We start from the raw sequence: 15,823 nt of genomic DNA, 5'->3' as shown, positions 1-15,823 counted from the left end.
TCATCGCCATTCCGGCGCCGACCTGCTCGTTGGTGTCGTCATCGAAACCCATAACGAACGCCAATACGCGATAGACCAGCGGATAGATGAACTGTCCGAGCAGATCCGCAGACGCCATCGACCGGTGCACGTCGTCGCCGTTCCCGCTGCAAAACTCGTTGATCAGTGGTACCGCGATCTGCTCGACGACCGCACGCATGCCGTGTAGATCGACGGTGTCGAGCGCGGAAACGTTGGCCACCCGATAGCGACTGTGCTCGTATCCGCTGCTGCGCAGGGCATTCGGCCGCCATTCCATCATCGGCAGGATCGGACACCCCACGTGCACAGATCGCTGCCAGATCCGCGGGTCGGCGGGAAAATGCTCCGGGTCGTTCAGGATCCGCAATGCGGTCGTGTAGCCCAGGACCAGGGTCGCGGGCACCCCCGGGGCGAGCTCGACCGGTACCAGCGGCCCGTACGAACTGCGCCACCGCGCATAGGCTGCGTGCGGGTCCTTGGCGAACTCGATGGTATACATCGGTTCGCGGGGTTCGTCACCGCCGAGCCCGGGCCCCGCCGTACGGGACTGCGCAGATAGTCGCTGTGAGGTTCCGGGCGGGTGCGATGCGGTCATGATGATCCCCCAAACGTCTGTGTCGATAGGTGATGACAGGTCAGGGTCCGACATCGGCCAACGGGCTCCACCGATTCGGGAGCATGGAGATCGCCTCGGCTGCAAGGCAATCCGACTCCGCGTGCGGCCTCCTGACTTCCGGGAAAACTACTGTTCTCGGCATCCGGAAATCATATCCGTTGCCTCGGAGCAGCTTTCAGCGCTGAACCAATACCGTACCCACGCAGGTATTGCGCCGCAGCGTTATCCAAGACGATGCTCGTCCAGGGCCTTTCGGCGGTGTCCAGTTCAGCGCGGCGCGACGATTGCCCGTCCTAATTTTCTTCGCAGGACTGTTCACCGGGGCCGGTCCACTTCGTCGGTGGCATGGCTGCCTCAGTGAAACATTAAGTGCGCGTGGCGGATCGGATCGACCGGATTTGCGACAGCACCTATCCAGAATTGCGACACACCAGATCAGAACCAGCCCCTCGACACCGCGAATGCGGTGCTCACGCTGTGCTCACATACGCTGGCCTTGCTTGTTGTCAGGCAACGGTCCACGCTCTCCCGTTGTCCTGCGCGGGTCATCAACCGCATTGTGAGAAGGGGATCGAACACGCAGTAGGTCATCAGGGACGTTGAACGTGGCGAAGTCTCTCGAGAGACGGCAGAACTACGCCGCACAGCCGAATCGACTGCCCGCCATCGATGAAGTTCAGTCCGAAGGCGTAGGCGCCCAGCGCTGTTCGACCTTCGACTCGCCAGTAGACAACTGCGGCGATCCAGGCCAGGACGCACACGCCGACGATGGCGAAGCAGCTTGCCACCGGCCGGTGAAACCTGCACTGCCGCTTTATGAGTCGGCGCCACACCGGGTGATCAGTGGCTCGCGGTGCACCGCTGTTTTTGCCGGTGATCGGATGTTGGTCGTCCGCCGGGAGGGCTGCGACCACAGCAGCGTCTGCGCGCCGCGCATGACCCGGTGGGACTGTGCCGACTGCCCGCCGTGTCGGTACGCTGATCTTCGGACCGGGCGAGCGTGGTCTGTTCGATGATGCACAGTTGATCAACGAAGCAGGGGATGCGTGCTGATGGAGCCTGAGAAAGCCGACGTGCGCCCGGAGTGGGCGCCGCTGACGGTTGATCTCGACCGGCCGAGTGCGGCCCGGGTGTGGGATTTCTACCTCGGCGGCTCGCACAATTTCCAGGTCGATCGCGCCTTCGCGCGGGAGGCGATGGCCCAGATGCCGGACGCACCGGTGATCGCCCGCGAAAACCGAGCATTCCTGCGACGTGCGGTCCGGTTCCTCACCGAGCAGGGCACCACCCAATTCATCGATATCGGCTCCGGGATCCCGACAGTCGGAAGCGTGCACGAGGTGGCACGAGCGAGCCGTCCCGGGGCGCGGGTGGTGTACGTGGACAACGATCCGGTCGCCGTCACCCACAGTCACGCGCTGATGCACAACGACCGCGACACTCTGGTCCTGGAGGGCGACCTACGCACGCCCGAGGAATTCCTCAGCACGGACAGCGTGGGACGGTTCGTTGATTTCTCCCGCCCCGTGGCGGTGTTGCTGAGCGCGGTCCTGCATTTCATCCCCGATTCCGACGATCCGGCCGGGATCATCGCGCGAATCAGCTCGCAACTGGCGCCCGGAAGCAGTCTGCTCATCGTGCACGCCAGTGCCGATACCGACGCCCACCACGCCGCCGCGGACCTGTATCAGCGCACGCCGACCCCGTTCACCATGCGCACTCGCGACGAGATCCTGGCTCTGTTCGACGGATTCGATCTGGTCGCACCGGGTTTGGTGGCACCGACTGCGTGGCGGCCGGATCAGCCGCCCGGCACGAACCCGCCGCTGCGCACCCCCGGATACGCCGGCGTGGGGCACCTGAAATGACTTCGCGGCAGGTACGGGCCACACGAGCGGGCCCGTGCGACCGCGAATACACACTGCGGCGGGCCGCTCAGGAATATCTGCACCTGCTGGCATCGGCCGGATACACCGTCACCGACGATGTCGCGGCCACCGAGTTGACGATCGAATTCCTGCGCGGATTGGACCGGCTCACCACCGAAGACCCTGACACCGCGCGGACCCTCGGCGCCGACCTCGCGAGCGGCCTGCCGGGGCTGGATACCAGCTCCAGGTTCGTCGGTCCGCTGGCCACTGCACTGCTGCTCGCGGCCCCGGCGGTGCCCGCCGATGCGGTCGCGGCGTGGGCGCGGCACGCCGGGCCCGCGGTCGCGGCCTATGCCGAGGTCTTGGCCGAGCGGGCGCTCGGGCAGCACGAGGCGATACTGCGCGCGGCCGTCGCCGCACGCGAACATCGCATCACCGAGCTGCAGGATCGGCTCCACCATGCCGCTACTCACGATCGGCTCACCGGGCTCGCCAATCGCGCCGTACTCGAGGAGTGGATCATCGAGCCGCGCTCCGAGGTGGGGCCGGTGTCGATTCTGCTCGTCGACCTCGATGGGTTCAAACAGGTCAACGACACTCACGGGCATCGTGTCGGTGACGAACTGCTCGTCGCGGTCGCCGAGCGCCTGCGCTTGGTCGCCCGCCCCGGCGACTGCGTATGCCGTTACGGTGGAGACGAATTCGTCATCGCCACCGTCGGCGCCGACGATACCGCGCGCGAGAATGCCGCCCGCATCCTCACCGATATCGCGCGGCCGTTCATTCTCTCGGCCGGGCGAGTTCACATCCGTGCCAGCATCGGAATCGCCACTGCCACGAACGGCAACAGCGACGCCGCGGCTCTCATCCACGCTGCGGACCGCGCCATGTATGTCGCGAAATCCAGCGGCGGGCACCGCTACCGCGCTCGAGACTGACATCCACCCTCACGGCAAGCAGTATTCGCACCCTGAGCAGGGACAATGAGGCCGACGCCAAGGGATATTGTTTCGCTAAGCAACCAATGGCTACCCCTGTAGAACGTGGTGCTGCCTTCCGACGCCGATGATGATCGGGTTGGGGGCCGGCCCGCGGAACCGGAGTTCGCCAATTCCCTGGCTGACTTTCACGACAGCGGGAAGGAACCAGACACATGTTGACGCTCACCCCCACTGCCATCGAGGTCGTTCGAACTATCACGCACGCGGAGGGCATGCCGGAGGATGCCGGGCTGCGAATCTTCACGGCAGACGGCTCCACCACGCTGCAGCTCGCGGTCGCCGCGGTACCGGCCGAACAAGACCAGGTCCTGACCGCCGAAGGATCACGACTCTTTCTGGACCAGCAGGCCGCCGCATTCTTGAACGACAAGGTCCTCGACACCGGACAGGACCCCAACGGTGAAGGCGGCTTCGTCATTTCCCAGCAGAATCAGGACCCGTTGGGCATTTGACCCGACACACAAAAGTCCCGTTCCCGTACTGATGCGAGATCCAGCGGGATACCAGCTCGCGGGCGGCGCCGGTGGCGGCGCCGCTGCTCACGTCTGGTACTGCGCCTATGGCTCGAACATGCACGCCAGCCGGCTGGCGTACTACGCCGAGGGCGGGACTCCACCGGGAACAGGGCACACCTATCCCGGATTCCGTGACCGCACACCACCATTGAAGACCACTCCGCTCACCTTGCCCGGGACCATCTACTTCGCTTGGCAGAGTCTCGTATGGACCGGGGGTGTGGCTTTCTACACCGATCACCCCAACAACAGCTGGCCCCCCGGGGCGGCGGCGCGCGGATACCTGTTGACCCGGCAGCAGTTCAGCGATCTACTCACCCAGGAGATGTATCGAATCCCTGGTGAGACACCGGAATTCGATATCGACGCAGTATTGGATTCCGGTCGAGTCCAGTTCGGTCCGGGCCGGTACGAGACCGTAGTCCATGTCGGTGATCTCGAAGGGTTCCCCGTCTTGACCTTCACGTCCCCCTGGGATCCTGCAACAGTCGAGCTGCAGAAACCCTCCGCACGCTATCTCGGGATGCTGACCGCAGGCCTGCGGGAATCGCACCGGTGGGGACGCGATCAGACCTTCGACTACTTGTCCGAACTGCCTGGTGTTCAAGGACATTGGGAACGATCGGAGCTATACGCCCTCACTGGAACAGTCTAAGATGTACGTGCGGTTCGCAACGGCGTTGCGAACCGCACGACCGCTGATCATCACGCCCCGGCGAGCCCGATGACATTGCCCTGGGCGTCGTTGACGATCGCAACCAGCTTGCCGCCGCCGACATCATGAACATCTTCGGTGACCGTTCCGCCGGCCGCGACCAACGCCTTGACCTGACCGTTGATGTCATCGACGGTCCAGAAGGGCGTGGCCCCGGTCATGCCCCGCTGGTGCCCGTTCGGCACCAACCCCACAGCCAACCCCTCGGAAGTCTCGAAGTGCACGTAATAGGGCTGGTCGACGGCGGGCTCGACCCCCAGCAGTGCCGTGAACTGAGCCTTCGCCGACGCGAGGTCCCTCACCGGGTACAGGATCGCGTCCAGTGTCTTTGCCATCAGAAATACTCCTTTGCACAGTTCCGAACTCCGTTGCTACGAACGTTATGGCCCAGCCCCTGCCTGCGGCTTCTCGATTCCTGATCGATCGGCCCTCGAGCTGAAGCCGATGTGCTGTCGTGGAGTGTCGCCAGACGGTCCGCATACTCCTTCACTTTCGTGACCGCCGCGCAAAGCGTTGTGTCAGAGCAGGTTCCGCCAATATTCGCCCCGCCGGGGCCTCACTACGACGTCGTTCCGAGCGAGGATCGCCGCGGATATGCGAACTGCTCGATGTAGGAGTGCGCGCGGGACCAGGGGTCGAACGCGAACTCGGCGCGGGTGGGATACCAGTGCCGGGCACACAGCTCATCGAGTTCCATGCCGAGCGGGCGCGACTGATAGTCCGTAGCGGGTTCGGCTGCCCGCGAGACCGCTATCAGCTCACTTTCGAGCGTCCATCCGCAATGGTCGAAGGCCCACGTGCCATCGGAGATGTACACATGGCCGGGGTCGGCAACACCGCGCGGCCACAGGCCCATCACCACGAAGCCGTGCGGATGCACCTCGAGGAACGCGTACGCCAAGATATGGCAGGCGCCGGCAGCGAAGAACCATTGATCGGCGCGGTCCCAAGCCAGGCGCTCATCGGCACGTTCCAGAGGGCTTCGCCGGAAGACCGAGCACGGAACATACACTGGGCCAGTATATTCCGCGATTCCGATCGCACACCTCACACACAGCCGCCCACCACAGATCGAGGCACGTGACGGAGATGCTCATGTCGATTCTTTCGGTTCGGCGCAGATCGGAGGGCCTTCGCGCGGCCCATCCCTCGCCTACCCGGCAGCCCGCTCCCGAAACGCCATCACTGTCGGTTCGCCCACAGTACGAGCGCCTCGACGCGGGCCGTGGCATAGTTGGCTGTTGAGAACGGGCGTATTACCAAGAAATTTGCTCGGCTCACCTACAGAGAAGAAGTTGTAAACAGCATGGCTCAAGGCAGTGTGAAGTGGTTCAACGGTGAAAAGGGCTTCGGCTTTATCGCTCAAGACGGAGGCGGCCCCGACGTCTTCGTGCATTACTCGGCCGTCAGCGGCTCGGGTTTCAAATCCCTCGACGAGGGTCAGCGTGTCGAGTTCACGGTAGAGCAGGGCCAGAAGGGCCCGCAGGCCCAGGACGTCCGCGCCATCTGATTCCGCGCGACTTGTAAAAGGCTCCGCACCATCATCGGTGCGGGGCTTTTTTCATTGGTGCAGAGATGCTCCCGACGATGGCATTTGCCGCGGCCACCAACTCTCACTGTTTGAGCATGATCGTTTCGGCTATTCCGAGTAGGAGACGCCGGATTCACCGGCGTACCGACCACGGAGGAAGTGTCATGGTCACTCGCGATCTAGTCCTTCTCCTCGCAGGAATCCTGTTCGGCATGGGCGTGCGATAGACGCTCTCGATCGTGCAGGAGTCGGACTCAGCCGAAGGCGAGCAGCGGCTCCGCACCGTCGCGGGGTGGTCGACGTGGATCTGTGTCGCCTCGGTGGCTGCGAGCAGCGGCCGGGACCGAACTTCTCGTAGGTGTACAGCACCGAATGCCACGCCGTCAGATGGATCCACAGCTGGGCAGCGGGATCGTTTGCGTCGTAGGGCAATCCGCTGATCGGCTCGGTGCCGACCACATGCTTGTGAATCTTGACCAGGGTGTCGGACGCCTTCAATACCGAACGGCTGTCATGGAAGACGATGGTCGCCATGTACTGCAGCGTGCGGTCGTAGCGTGCGCTGGAAGCCGACCGTCAGCGTCGTCGGATAGCAAAACACCTTCCACGCCACCGAATCCGGGCCGAAGAAGCCGTAATCCTCGTGCGGAGCCATCTGATTCACGCTGTTCATATCGAGTTCCTCGTCGTCATCGTCGACTACTGGGCTCGGGCCGAGTTCGGTCCGAAGATCATGGGCACCAACGTCCGTCGCGCATAGGCGCGCACGGACTCATCGGTCCGCAGGTCGATTCCCTGCGTGGCGGGCAGGACGACGCACGCGGCGAACAGCATCGCGATCGTCTGGCCCATCTCCTCGGCATCGATATGCAGCGCATGCCCTTCGGCTTGGGCCTGCCGAATACCAACGGCCACAACACCACTGCCCAGATGCAGCAGCGCGGCATCGTCAGCCAACCCGGCCGCAATGAGCTGCCCGGGCTCGAGCACCGCGACCCGCGAGATGACCGGATGCTCACGCGCGATACGGATCGCAGCGACAAAGGTCTCGACGAGCCGGTCCGCGGGATCATTCACGCCCTCGATGGCGCGGGCGGCCACCTCGGCCATCCGCCGCCCCTCCCGCATCGTCGCGGCCTCTTTCACACCGTCGAGATCACCGAACCTGCGATAGATCGTCGCCCGATTCACCCCGGCCCGGCGCGCGACTCCCTCGATCGTCAGCTTCGCCGCACCCGAAGTCGCCACCTCCAGCACGACGGCATCGAGGATTCGCACCGCCGTGCGATCGGCCTGCTCATCCTCGCCATCGACCATTGCCCGAACGAGAAGCGCCGCGATGCTGGAGGTCATGAAGAGTCAGTAAACCCACTAGCACATCAAATGCAACAGTCAGACGCCTATCTGTTGCATCAGTTGCAAACCAGCTAACGCCTGCGCAGTCCCGCGATGACGAGTCCGACCATGCGGCGGGCGTCGTAGTGGGCGTTGTCTTCTGCGCCGATGCAGAGGTTGCCGACGCCGCGCATGAGTTCGACGGCTGGGATGTCTCGGCGGATCTCGCCCGCTTCGCCTGCGGCGTCCAGCAATTGGGCACAGACCGGGACGAGGCGGTCGAGGAAGTAGGTGTGCAGGGTGGCGAAGGCGGCATCGTCGGATTGCAGGGCCCTGGCGAGGCCGTGTTTGGTGATCAGGAAGTCGACGAAGAGGTTGATCCATTTCGCCAGGGCGGCGTGCGGGGTAGCGCTGTCCGCCAACAGAATCGGACCGGCCTCGGCGCAGGCCTCGACCTGATGCCGGTAGACCGCGACGATCAGATCGGCTCGTGTCGGGAAGTGGCGGTAGATCGTGCCGACGCCGACGCCGGCCCTGGCGGCGATATCGCGCACGGGCACTTCGACGCCGGAGGCGACGAAGGCCGCTGCTGCCGCGTCCAGCAGCGTCTCCGCATTGCGCCGGGCGTCGGCCCGCTTCCGCGGTAGCCCTGGTTCGCTGTCGATTTCGGCCACTGCGCCACTACCTCCGTCGCTTCCCTTGGCAAACGGAACAACGTTCCGTATGTTGGTTATCGGAACAACGTTCCGTTTGTTCAGTTTGCCACAGGAGGACCGTCATGCAGTACCGCACCTTGGGCCGCACCGGTGTGCAGGTCAGCACACTCGCGCTCGGCGCGATGAACTTCGGCAGCATGGGACGCACCACCCAGGACGAGGCCACGGCCATTGTCGATGCCGCTCTCGAGGCCGGGGTCAACCTCATCGACACCGCCGACGCGTACAGCCGGGGCGAGTCCGAGGAGATGGTCGGCAAGGCCATCGCCGGCCGCCGCGACGACCTCGTACTGGCGACCAAGGCGTACCTGCCGATGGGCGACGAACGCAACCATCAGGGCAGCTCGCGCCGCTGGCTGGTCGCCGAATTGGATAACAGCCTGCGCCGCTTGGGCGCCGACCATGTCGATCTCTATCAAATCCACCGGTGGGATCCGACCACTAGCGACGAAGAGACACTGTCGGCGCTGACGGATCTGCAGCGCGCGGGCAAGATTCGCTACTTCGGCTCCTCGACCTTCCCCGCGTACCGGATTGTGCAGGCGCAGTGGGCCGCCCGGGAGAATCACCTGAGCCGCTATGTCACCGAACAACCCGGTTACTCGATCCTGCAGCGCGGCATCGAAGCTCACGTCCTGCCCGTGACCGAGCAGTACGGACTCGGCGTGCTGGCGTGGAGTCCACTGGCCTCGGGCTGGTTGTCGGGCGCGATCCGCGAGGGCCGCGAAATCACCACCAGCCGTGCGGCATTCATGCCGCAGCGCTTCGACACCACCATACCGGCCAATCGGGCCAAGCTCGATGCCGTCGAAAAGCTGGCCGGAGTCGCCGACGAGGCCGGGCTGACCATGATCCAGCTCGCGCTCGGATTTGTCACCGCGCACCCGGCCGTGACCAGCGCGATCATCGGCCCGCGCACTATGGACCACTTGCATTCTCAGCTCGCTGCCGCGGACACCGTGCTGTCCGCCGATGTGCTCGACGCGATCGATGCCATTGTCACGCCCGGCGTCGATCTCGCCGCCGACGAGAAGAACGACACCCCTCCCGCCCTGCTCGACCCGGCACTGCGCCGTCGCTGAAGAGGATCAACTCCCATGTCCCACACCAGTTTCGGAATCATCACCGCCCCGATGCAAGTCGACTACCAGGACGTCCTGCGAGTCTGGCGCGAGGCGGACGCCATCCCCGAGATCGAGCACGCGTGGTTGTTCGATCACCTCATGCCGATCGGCGGCGACCCCGACGGACCCATCTTCGAAGGCTGGACCCTGCTCTCCGCGCTCGCCGCGCACACCGAGCGACTGCGTGTCGGACTGCTCGTGACCAGCAACCGCTTCCGGCCGCCCGCGCTGCTGGCCAAGATCGCCACGACCGTCGACATCGTCTCCGGTGGGCGGCTCGATTTCGGTATCGGCGCAGGCTCGCGGCCCAGCCATCCACTCGCCCGGCGCGAGTACGACGCACACGGCCTGCCGTATCACGAGGCGAAAGACGCGGTGGAAAGCCTCGCTGAAGCGTGCACGGTCATCCGGCGGTTGTGGACCGAGACCGAACCGTTCGATTTCGACGGCGCCCACGTCCACCTCACCGGAGCATTCGGCAATCCCAAACCGGTGCAGCGCCCGTACCCGCCGATCGTCATCGGCGGACGCTCGGCCTCGGTACTCCGCGTGGTCGCCGAACATGCCGATGTGTGGAACATCCCCGGCGGCGATATCGGCGATGTCATCCAGCGCAGTGCGCTGCTGGACCGCTATTGCACCGAGATCGGCCGCGACCCCGCGTCGATCATCCGGTCGATCCATCTGCCGGTCTCCTACGACCGGCCCGGTGATACCCGCGATGCGATCGGCGCCGCGATCGAGGCCGGGTTCCGGCACATCGTCCTCGGACTGTCGGCGCCCTATCCCGCCAAGGTCGCGCAGTGGGTCACCGACGAACTCATCACCCCGTCGACCTAGCACGCCCGCGGTAGGACGTCGCCTATTGCCGTTCGAGCACAGCGGAGGTGGCGTCCCACAGCTGCGCCTGAATCTCCTTGCTACGCCCATATTCCGGGCAGTCGATCGGACGTTCCGACTTGACCGAGTAATAGCCGTCGGCACTCTCGGCGAATGCCGGATCGGTGGCGAGCCGCACAATGATCCCCGCCCCGCGGCGCGGATCGCCCACATGCAGCGCCGTGAGTGCACGCTCCAGAATTCCGGCGAAAGGCAGGTCCCTGCCCAACCCGGTGGTGTTGAAGCCCGGATCACAGCAGTTCACGGTGACGCCTGTGCCCGCCAGGCGGCGACCGAGTTCCAGGCTGAACATCATGTCCATCAATTTCGTTCGGCCGTAAAGGATTCCGGACTCACGCCTGGTGTATTCCGCGGTGAGCGTCAGATCTCGGGCGGGGTCGATACTGCGGGCGTGCTGGGCGGCAGCGGAAGCGGTAGTGACGATCCGGGCGGGAGCCGAGGCCACCAACTTGTTCAGCAGGGTGCTCGTGAGCAGCCAGGGAGCGAGATAGTTCACCGCCACCATTTCGGAGAACCCGTCGTCGGTGATTCGCTGCGAAAAGGCGTGCACACCAGCGTTATTGATCAGCACGTCGATACTGTCGTACCGGGCGCCGATCTCCTGACCCACCCGGCGAACGTCGCCCAGGGAGGTCAGATCCGCAAGGAACGAGTCGATGGCGGTGCCCGGCGCGACGCTCTCGATCTCACCGCGCAGCTCGTCCACCTTGTCCGGGCTGCGCGCGACAATGCCCAGCTGAGCACCTCGCCGCGCCAGCTCGAGCGCGGCGAGCCTGCCCAGGCCATTGGTTGCCCCGGTGATCACGATGACCGGTGGATTGCCCATGAGCTACTCCTTCGCATCAATTGCTGAGGTACCTCCGCATCATATCAGTGCTGAGGTACCTCAGCATTGCGCTACCATCACAATGCCTGCCCGTCACGCAACCCAGGGAGCACAACCATGACCGCCGAGCCGGAGCGAGTAGGGCTGCACTACCTGGCCGTGGCCTATCAGGTTCGGAAGGCGCTGGACGGCCACATGGCCGCCAGCGGCCTCTCGTTGGCGCGGACGAAAATGCTGGACATCCTGGCCGCCCAGGGCCCGCTCCGGCAGGCCGCATTGGCCGAGGAACTCGGCCTGGCACAGCGATCGGTCACTCAGGCCGTCGAAAGTCTGGCCCGCGACGGACTCATCGAACGCGCCCCGGATCCGGACGACGGCCGGGCCAAACTCGTCGCGATCACACCCTCCGGAGCCGAAGCACTCGCAGCGAGTTCAGCGGCGGGTGCACACATGCTCCAGCAAGTCTTCGGATCCCTCACCGCACAACAGTTGGCGGCCTTGGACACACTCCTCGAGGTCGTCGACGGCGCGCTCGACCAGACCTAACCCTGTAGCTGCCGCGCACGATCAGCCAGGAAGGCTGCGATCGGTACGGCGATGGCGCTCTCGCCCGGAATGACATGCCCGCCACGGTGTTCGAGCACCAGCGGATCGGCGAATCGATCAGCGAGCGCGAGCGAATCACGCATTGGCACGATCGTGTCGGACCGGCCCATCACATGCACCGAGGGCAGCGCCAGCTTGCTACCGAACAGCTGCGCGTGCTGCGGCGCCGGGCTGGTGAATCCGCCGATCATGATGGCGAAGTCGAATGGCAGTGGCGGACTGGAGTTCTCGCGCACCGCCGCAAGCAAACCGGTAAGAGCCGCGCCTTGACTGAACCCGAAGACGCCATCGACGCCCGGACCGGTCGACAAAAGTTCGACCGCCCAGTCACGCGTGTCTTCCCAACCGCGAAACCCGTTGTGCCACCATCCGAAATCTCCCCGGGCCAACGAGGGAGCATCAACGAATACGAGCTCGACGCCCGGACCGAAGTCACCGGCCAGCGGTGCGATCTGTCGACGCAGCATAGCGGCGGACCCGTGATAGCCGTGCAGGCACAGCATGCGCAATTTTCGCATTGTCACTCCTCCAGCCGATACGGAATTGGCGGTCATGGAAACGATCCTGCGGCGACCCGAATCATTTGTCCAACAAGTAGATAGTCTCGAACCTATAATCTGCGTGCATGTCGGTCTCACTGCGCCAGCTCGAATACTTCGTCGCGGTCGTCGATGAAGGCTCGTTCACCACCGCCGCCGCCCGGCTGCACGTCAGCCAGCCCGGCCTGTCGCACCAGATCCAGGCGCTCGAACGGATCCTCGGCGGACCGCTGCTCGAACGCCTCCCCCGCGGCGTGCGGCTCACTCCTGCCGGGCGCACCGCACTGCCCCATGCCCGAGCCAGTCTGGCGCATGCCGCCCGCGCGGCCAGTGCGGCAATGCGCGCCTCGGGAGTCGATGCCGGCGAGCTGCATGTCGGCACGCTCTATTCGATCAGCGTCGGCGTGCTGCCCGCCGCATTGCGGACCTGGCGGCGCAAATACCCCGATGTACAGGTGCGGCTGGTCGAGTTCCGGCATACCAACGACCTGATCGAAGCCATGGAGGCCGGGCGCGCCGATGTCGCGGTCGGCCCGACACCCACCGGCTGGGAGGGACCGGTCAGCGATATCGGCGTCGAACAATTCGTGCTGGCCGCAGCTCCGGACGCGGACCTGCCGGGCACCGCCACCGCCGTGCCCCTGGCCGAACTCGCGAATCATGATTGGGTGCACTTTACGCCGCCCAGCGGACTGGCCGATGTGCTCGACGCCGCCTGCGCCGCAGCGGGTTTCACCCCTCGTGCCGCCGTGCGCACCGAGCAGGCGCCGTCGGCGCTGAACCTCGCGCACGCCGGCCTGGGCGTCACACTGCTGCCCGGCAATGTGGTGCCCGCATCCTTCGACGGCACACTGCGGCACCCGAATCCGCCGGTGCAGCGAATGCTGTCGGTCTACACCCGCGTGCGGCCCGATCCCATCACCGCCGCATTCGTCGATGCAGTCTGCCACCACTGGCTGGCCACCCCGGAACACTTGGGCGCATTGCTGCGGCCGGAAGATGCCGTATAGGCGGTTCATGCACAGAGCTTATGAGAACGAGACTTACTACTTGTTGGACTTGTAGATGCGGCCGGAGCAGCATCGTTTCCAGATTCGCTCATCCGGAGCGAACAATGAAACCCTTTGCATTGGAGGCTTTTCCAATGGCTCTCAGGCTCCTCCGATACACCGTCACCGCCGCCGTCCTCGCATCGATCAGTGCCGCGACGGGCTGCTCATCCGGCGGCTCCGCCACTGGCACCCCGACGACAACACACACCGTCGCCCCTGCGGCCGACAACCAGGCCGCGCCGGGCGGAGTCGACCCGTACCGGTACCTCCCGAAGGTGCCGTCGTTCGCCCTCACCAGCCAGACCGTCCCCGGCGGAGCCGCGCTGCCCAAGCCGCAATGGTCCGGCATACTCAAAGTTCCCGGCGGACAGGATCTCTCGCCACAACTGTCCTGGTCCGGATTCCCCGCTGCCACGAAGAGTTTCGTCGTGTCCATGTACGACCCGCAGGCGCCGACCGGAAGCGGGTTCTGGCACTGGATCGTCACCGACATCCCCGCCGGCACCACTTCACTTCCGGAGGGTGCGGGCGTTCCGGACGGCACAGCCCTGCCCGCCGGAGCCGTCCAGCTGGGCGGCGATGCCGGCGCGGACCGCTATGTCGGCGCGGCGCCGCCCGCCGGATCCGGCGTGCACAACTACTACGTCACCGTGACCGCACTCGATATCGACAAGTCCGGCGTCGGCCCGACCTCGAGCGGCGCTCTGCTCGGCTTCACCATCGGGGGTCACACCCTCGCTCGCGCCACGTTGGTGTTCCCCACACCTGCCGACTGACGTTACGCACTTCGATGACAATGTAAGTTAGGCTAGGCTTACATACATTGAAGGGAGTGGGGCGTGCGCGTCATCGTTCTGTTCGGATCTGAACTGGGTACAGCCGAGATGGTCGCGGAGGCTCTGGCCGACGAGCTTTCCGCCTACGACGTCTCGGTGTTCGATATGTTCGACTTCGATCCCGGCGACCTCGACGCGCACGACTTCCACATCGTGGTCTGCTCCACCTACGGCGACGGCGAATTGCCCACGGGCGCAGAACCTTTCTTCACTCTGCTCGATGCCGCGCAACCGGATCTGACCGGGCTGCGCTTCGCCGTTTTCGGGCTCGGCGACTCCATCTACGGCGACACCTACAACCGCGGCGGGGAGATCGCCGCCGAGCAGCTCATCGCCCGCGGCGCGACGCAGGTCGGTGAGCATGCTCGCCACGACTCCTCGACCGAGGTGCGCCCGAAGGATATGGCGCGCGAATGGGCTGAGACGCTACCGATCCCGGCCCTCACGACCAGCTGAGTCGCGTCGGATCAGTCGCCGAGCGCGGTGAACGTTGTCAGCGCCGCCTGTGACGAACCGAAACGGATCCATTCGAGCGCTTGCACGCAGTATCTGCGCAGCGGGCTTCCCACCATGACGGTGGTCGGATCGCCCGACGGGGTCGGCGCATTCGGCAGGAGCGGCGCCGCACCGCCTCCGGCTTCCGGGGTGAGCCCGGGAATCGGTTCGGAGATCCAGCGGATCACCCAGCCCGAACGCACTTCGACGAGGGCTGTGTAGGAGCCGGAACTGCGCGCGATCCGGTTGGCGATATCGGCGTCGGCGGTTTCGATCTCCAGCAGCGGTTCCTGACCGAGCGCGGTCACGTCGTGATCGATACCGCGCAGCACAACACCGCAGGGGCCCGAGACGCTGCGGCGGACGTATCGGATCAGCCGGCGGCGGCCGCTATCGTGCCGCGCGATGAGATGCCCTGATCGGACGTCCCCGGCCACGGCGGAATCGACACCGTTCATGACGATCGCGACATCGGACATGCGCGGGATTCGCCTATACAGATCTGCCAGACCGAATTCAGCATCCTCGGCCCGATCGTCCTCGATGCCGTAGAGGTCGCGGAAGTCGCTGGTGAAAGGCGTGCGCATCGGCGCACCGATCGAATTCGTCCGCCAACTCCAGGCTGCGGCACGCGGCGGTAGCAGCACAGCGGCGTCGGGTTCGCCCAGATAGACATGCACACCGAAAACCTCACCGCACGGCGCTGTGATCGGATGCGCGATGAGCGGGCAGGCGTCGGCTTCAGTGCTGGAAAGGTCCCGGTAGAGCGGTTCGCGGGAACTGCGCACCTCCGCGACGACCTCACTGACCGATTCGAATATCTTGCCGCGCAGCACATTTCCGAGCGGGCGCAGTTGCCGCTGGCGATCGCCTTCCGCAATCACGGTCGGCACCTCGGAGAGTGTCTCGATCAATAACCAGTTACGACTGTCCCGTACTTCCAACACGGCCCCCTTCGACGACGTCGTACGCATCGTCGCACCAAGATGCGGCCGGGGCATTCCTTGGAAACTGTGATGAACGAAATAGTGCGCCGCCAAAGGTTCGACTTGTCTCGAACCTCCAGGCATGCGACTCTAGGTTCGATCACAGCCGAACCTTCTTGTCGCACGTCTGGCGCTCGT

The 15,823-nt window shown here is 64.9% G+C and carries 20 protein-coding genes and 1 pseudogene; 11 read left to right on the top strand and 10 right to left on the bottom strand.

Features of this window, described 5'->3' with window-relative positions; genetic code table 11:
* Nucleotides 1-616, bottom strand: a pseudogene (locus JWN03_RS22000) (cytochrome P450); the annotation flags it as partial.
* A 1,073-nt stretch (nt 617-1,689) separates the two neighbouring features.
* Here JWN03_RS22000 and JWN03_RS21995 point away from each other — a divergent pair.
* The 4 genes from JWN03_RS21995 (at nt 1,690) to JWN03_RS21980 (ending at nt 4,679) form a co-directional block, all read left to right on the top strand.
* Complete coding sequence (locus tag JWN03_RS21995) at nt 1,690-2,505, top strand: SAM-dependent methyltransferase (protein WP_297618095.1); 816 nt, start codon at nt 1,690-1,692, stop codon at nt 2,503-2,505.
* Nucleotides 2,502-3,446 (top strand): GGDEF domain-containing protein, encoded by a 945-nt coding sequence (locus JWN03_RS21990; RefSeq protein WP_297618092.1) that lies wholly within the window; start codon nt 2,502-2,504, stop codon nt 3,444-3,446. Before JWN03_RS21995 ends, JWN03_RS21990 begins: the two co-directional genes overlap by 4 nt.
* Before the next feature lie 215 nt (nt 3,447-3,661).
* Nucleotides 3,662-3,961: a hypothetical protein gene (locus JWN03_RS21985; RefSeq protein WP_297618089.1), complete on the top strand. Its 300-nt coding sequence runs from the start codon at nt 3,662-3,664 to the stop codon at nt 3,959-3,961.
* Nucleotides 3,962-3,992: 31 nt separating this feature from the next.
* Nucleotides 3,993-4,679, top strand: a complete 687-nt coding sequence (locus JWN03_RS21980) for a histone deacetylase (protein WP_297618086.1) — start codon at nt 3,993-3,995, stop codon at nt 4,677-4,679.
* A 50-nt stretch (nt 4,680-4,729) separates the two neighbouring features.
* Here the strand turns inward: JWN03_RS21980 and JWN03_RS21975 are convergent, their stop codons facing one another.
* Both JWN03_RS21975 and JWN03_RS21970 read right to left on the bottom strand, forming a co-directional pair.
* A complete protein-coding gene (locus JWN03_RS21975) occupies nt 4,730-5,074 on the bottom strand; it encodes a VOC family protein (RefSeq protein ID WP_297618083.1) in 345 nt (114 codons plus the stop codon).
* Nucleotides 5,075-5,298: 224 nt separating this feature from the next.
* Nucleotides 5,299-5,751 carry a hypothetical protein gene (locus JWN03_RS21970; protein ID WP_297618080.1) on the bottom strand — a complete coding sequence of 151 codons (453 nt, stop codon included), beginning with the start codon at nt 5,749-5,751 and terminating at the stop codon, nt 5,299-5,301.
* A 294-nt stretch (nt 5,752-6,045) separates the two neighbouring features.
* On the opposite strand from JWN03_RS21970, the gene JWN03_RS21965 reads away from it, so the two are divergent.
* On the top strand, nt 6,046-6,249 hold the full coding sequence (locus tag JWN03_RS21965; RefSeq protein ID WP_297618078.1) for a cold-shock protein: 204 nt from the start codon (nt 6,046-6,048) through the stop codon (nt 6,247-6,249).
* Nucleotides 6,250-6,438: 189 nt separating this feature from the next.
* Here JWN03_RS21965 and JWN03_RS45555 read toward each other — a convergent pair whose 3' ends face one another.
* The 4 genes from JWN03_RS45555 to JWN03_RS21950 all read right to left on the bottom strand — a co-directional run bounded on the left by JWN03_RS45555 (nt 6,439) and on the right by JWN03_RS21950 (nt 8,279).
* On the bottom strand, nt 6,439-6,804 hold the full coding sequence (locus JWN03_RS45555; RefSeq protein ID WP_366914462.1) for an oxygenase MpaB family protein: 366 nt from the start codon (nt 6,802-6,804) through the stop codon (nt 6,439-6,441).
* On the bottom strand, nt 6,782-6,943 hold the full coding sequence (locus tag JWN03_RS45550) for a hypothetical protein (RefSeq protein ID WP_366914461.1): 162 nt from the start codon (nt 6,941-6,943) through the stop codon (nt 6,782-6,784). The genes JWN03_RS45555 and JWN03_RS45550 overlap by 23 nt, the downstream gene beginning before the upstream one ends.
* A 26-nt stretch (nt 6,944-6,969) precedes the next feature.
* Nucleotides 6,970-7,623 (bottom strand): TetR/AcrR family transcriptional regulator, encoded by a 654-nt coding sequence (locus JWN03_RS21955; protein WP_297618075.1) that lies wholly within the window; start codon nt 7,621-7,623, stop codon nt 6,970-6,972.
* 74 nt (nt 7,624-7,697) lie between these two features.
* Nucleotides 7,698-8,279, bottom strand: a complete 582-nt coding sequence (locus tag JWN03_RS21950) for a TetR/AcrR family transcriptional regulator (protein WP_297618074.1) — start codon at nt 8,277-8,279, stop codon at nt 7,698-7,700.
* A gap of 104 nt (nt 8,280-8,383) precedes the next feature.
* On the opposite strand from JWN03_RS21950, the gene JWN03_RS21945 reads away from it, so the two are divergent.
* Together JWN03_RS21945 and JWN03_RS21940 are read left to right on the top strand one after the other, a co-directional pair.
* Nucleotides 8,384-9,403 carry an aldo/keto reductase gene (locus tag JWN03_RS21945; protein ID WP_297618071.1) on the top strand — a complete coding sequence of 340 codons (1,020 nt, stop codon included), beginning with the start codon at nt 8,384-8,386 and terminating at the stop codon, nt 9,401-9,403.
* A 15-nt stretch (nt 9,404-9,418) separates the two neighbouring features.
* Nucleotides 9,419-10,285, top strand: coding sequence for an LLM class flavin-dependent oxidoreductase (locus JWN03_RS21940; RefSeq protein ID WP_297618068.1), 867 nt, complete (start codon nt 9,419-9,421; stop codon nt 10,283-10,285).
* Between the two features lie 22 nt (nt 10,286-10,307).
* Here the strand turns inward: JWN03_RS21940 and JWN03_RS21935 are convergent, their stop codons facing one another.
* Nucleotides 10,308-11,171, bottom strand: coding sequence for an SDR family NAD(P)-dependent oxidoreductase (locus JWN03_RS21935; RefSeq protein WP_297618066.1), 864 nt, complete (start codon nt 11,169-11,171; stop codon nt 10,308-10,310).
* A gap of 117 nt (nt 11,172-11,288) precedes the next feature.
* Here JWN03_RS21935 and JWN03_RS21930 point away from each other — a divergent pair, with 117 nt between their 5' ends.
* Nucleotides 11,289-11,717 carry a MarR family winged helix-turn-helix transcriptional regulator gene (locus JWN03_RS21930; protein ID WP_297618063.1) on the top strand — a complete coding sequence of 143 codons (429 nt, stop codon included), beginning with the start codon at nt 11,289-11,291 and terminating at the stop codon, nt 11,715-11,717.
* Here JWN03_RS21930 and JWN03_RS21925 read toward each other — a convergent pair.
* A complete protein-coding gene (locus JWN03_RS21925) occupies nt 11,714-12,295 on the bottom strand; it encodes a hypothetical protein (RefSeq protein WP_297618060.1) in 582 nt (193 codons plus the stop codon). The two genes, JWN03_RS21930 and JWN03_RS21925, sit on opposite strands and share 4 nt — an antisense overlap.
* Nucleotides 12,296-12,402: 107 nt before the next feature.
* On the opposite strand from JWN03_RS21925, the gene JWN03_RS21920 reads away from it, so the two are divergent.
* From JWN03_RS21920 to JWN03_RS21910, 3 genes are all read left to right on the top strand, one after another.
* Nucleotides 12,403-13,326: a LysR family transcriptional regulator gene (locus tag JWN03_RS21920; RefSeq protein ID WP_297618057.1), complete on the top strand. Its 924-nt coding sequence runs from the start codon at nt 12,403-12,405 to the stop codon at nt 13,324-13,326.
* 317 nt (nt 13,327-13,643) lie between these two features.
* Complete coding sequence (locus tag JWN03_RS21915; protein ID WP_297618098.1) at nt 13,644-14,144, top strand: YbhB/YbcL family Raf kinase inhibitor-like protein; 501 nt, start codon at nt 13,644-13,646, stop codon at nt 14,142-14,144.
* Nucleotides 14,145-14,207: 63 nt separating this feature from the next.
* Nucleotides 14,208-14,660, top strand: coding sequence for a flavodoxin family protein (locus JWN03_RS21910; RefSeq protein WP_297618054.1), 453 nt, complete (start codon nt 14,208-14,210; stop codon nt 14,658-14,660).
* An 11-nt stretch (nt 14,661-14,671) separates the two neighbouring features.
* Here JWN03_RS21910 and JWN03_RS21905 read toward each other — a convergent pair whose 3' ends face one another.
* A complete protein-coding gene (locus JWN03_RS21905) occupies nt 14,672-15,673 on the bottom strand; it encodes a GAF domain-containing protein (protein ID WP_297618051.1) in 1,002 nt (333 codons plus the stop codon).
* Nucleotides 15,674-15,823: the final 150 nt, after the last annotated feature.

The organism is Nocardia sp. (assembly GCF_025465275.1).
Classification (GTDB): domain Bacteria; phylum Actinomycetota; class Actinomycetes; order Mycobacteriales; family Mycobacteriaceae; genus Nocardia.
Note: the sequence above shows the minus strand (reverse complement) of the source record. Positions and strands in the feature narration are given on the sequence as shown.

Excerpts from the sequence above, each read along its gene's own strand:
- JWN03_RS21980 (WP_297618086.1), top strand. The coding sequence starts at position 3,993 with ATGCGAGATCCAGCGGGATACCAGCTCGCGGGCGGCGCCGGTGGCGGC.
- JWN03_RS21930 (WP_297618063.1), top strand. The coding sequence starts at position 11,289 with ATGACCGCCGAGCCGGAGCGAGTAGGGCTGCACTACCTGGCCGTGGCC.
- JWN03_RS21965 (WP_297618078.1), top strand. The coding sequence starts at position 6,046 with ATGGCTCAAGGCAGTGTGAAGTGGTTCAACGGTGAAAAGGGCTTCGGC.
- JWN03_RS21905 (WP_297618051.1), bottom strand. The coding sequence starts at position 15,673 with ATGCGTACGACGTCGTCGAAGGGGGCCGTGTTGGAAGTACGGGACAGT.
- JWN03_RS21935 (WP_297618066.1), bottom strand. The coding sequence starts at position 11,171 with ATGGGCAATCCACCGGTCATCGTGATCACCGGGGCAACCAATGGCCTG.
- JWN03_RS45550 (WP_366914461.1), bottom strand. The coding sequence starts at position 6,943 with ATGAACAGCGTGAATCAGATGGCTCCGCACGAGGATTACGGCTTCTTC.
- JWN03_RS21940 (WP_297618068.1), top strand. The coding sequence starts at position 9,419 with ATGTCCCACACCAGTTTCGGAATCATCACCGCCCCGATGCAAGTCGAC.
- JWN03_RS45555 (WP_366914462.1), bottom strand. The coding sequence starts at position 6,804 with ATGGCGACCATCGTCTTCCATGACAGCCGTTCGGTATTGAAGGCGTCC.
- JWN03_RS21920 (WP_297618057.1), top strand. The coding sequence starts at position 12,403 with ATGTCGGTCTCACTGCGCCAGCTCGAATACTTCGTCGCGGTCGTCGAT.
- JWN03_RS21945 (WP_297618071.1), top strand. The coding sequence starts at position 8,384 with ATGCAGTACCGCACCTTGGGCCGCACCGGTGTGCAGGTCAGCACACTC.
- JWN03_RS21990 (WP_297618092.1), top strand. The coding sequence starts at position 2,502 with ATGACTTCGCGGCAGGTACGGGCCACACGAGCGGGCCCGTGCGACCGC.
- JWN03_RS21955 (WP_297618075.1), bottom strand. The coding sequence starts at position 7,623 with ATGACCTCCAGCATCGCGGCGCTTCTCGTTCGGGCAATGGTCGATGGC.
- JWN03_RS21995 (WP_297618095.1), top strand. The coding sequence starts at position 1,690 with ATGGAGCCTGAGAAAGCCGACGTGCGCCCGGAGTGGGCGCCGCTGACG.
- JWN03_RS21985 (WP_297618089.1), top strand. The coding sequence starts at position 3,662 with ATGTTGACGCTCACCCCCACTGCCATCGAGGTCGTTCGAACTATCACG.
- JWN03_RS21975 (WP_297618083.1), bottom strand. The coding sequence starts at position 5,074 with ATGGCAAAGACACTGGACGCGATCCTGTACCCGGTGAGGGACCTCGCG.
- JWN03_RS21925 (WP_297618060.1), bottom strand. The coding sequence starts at position 12,295 with ATGCGAAAATTGCGCATGCTGTGCCTGCACGGCTATCACGGGTCCGCC.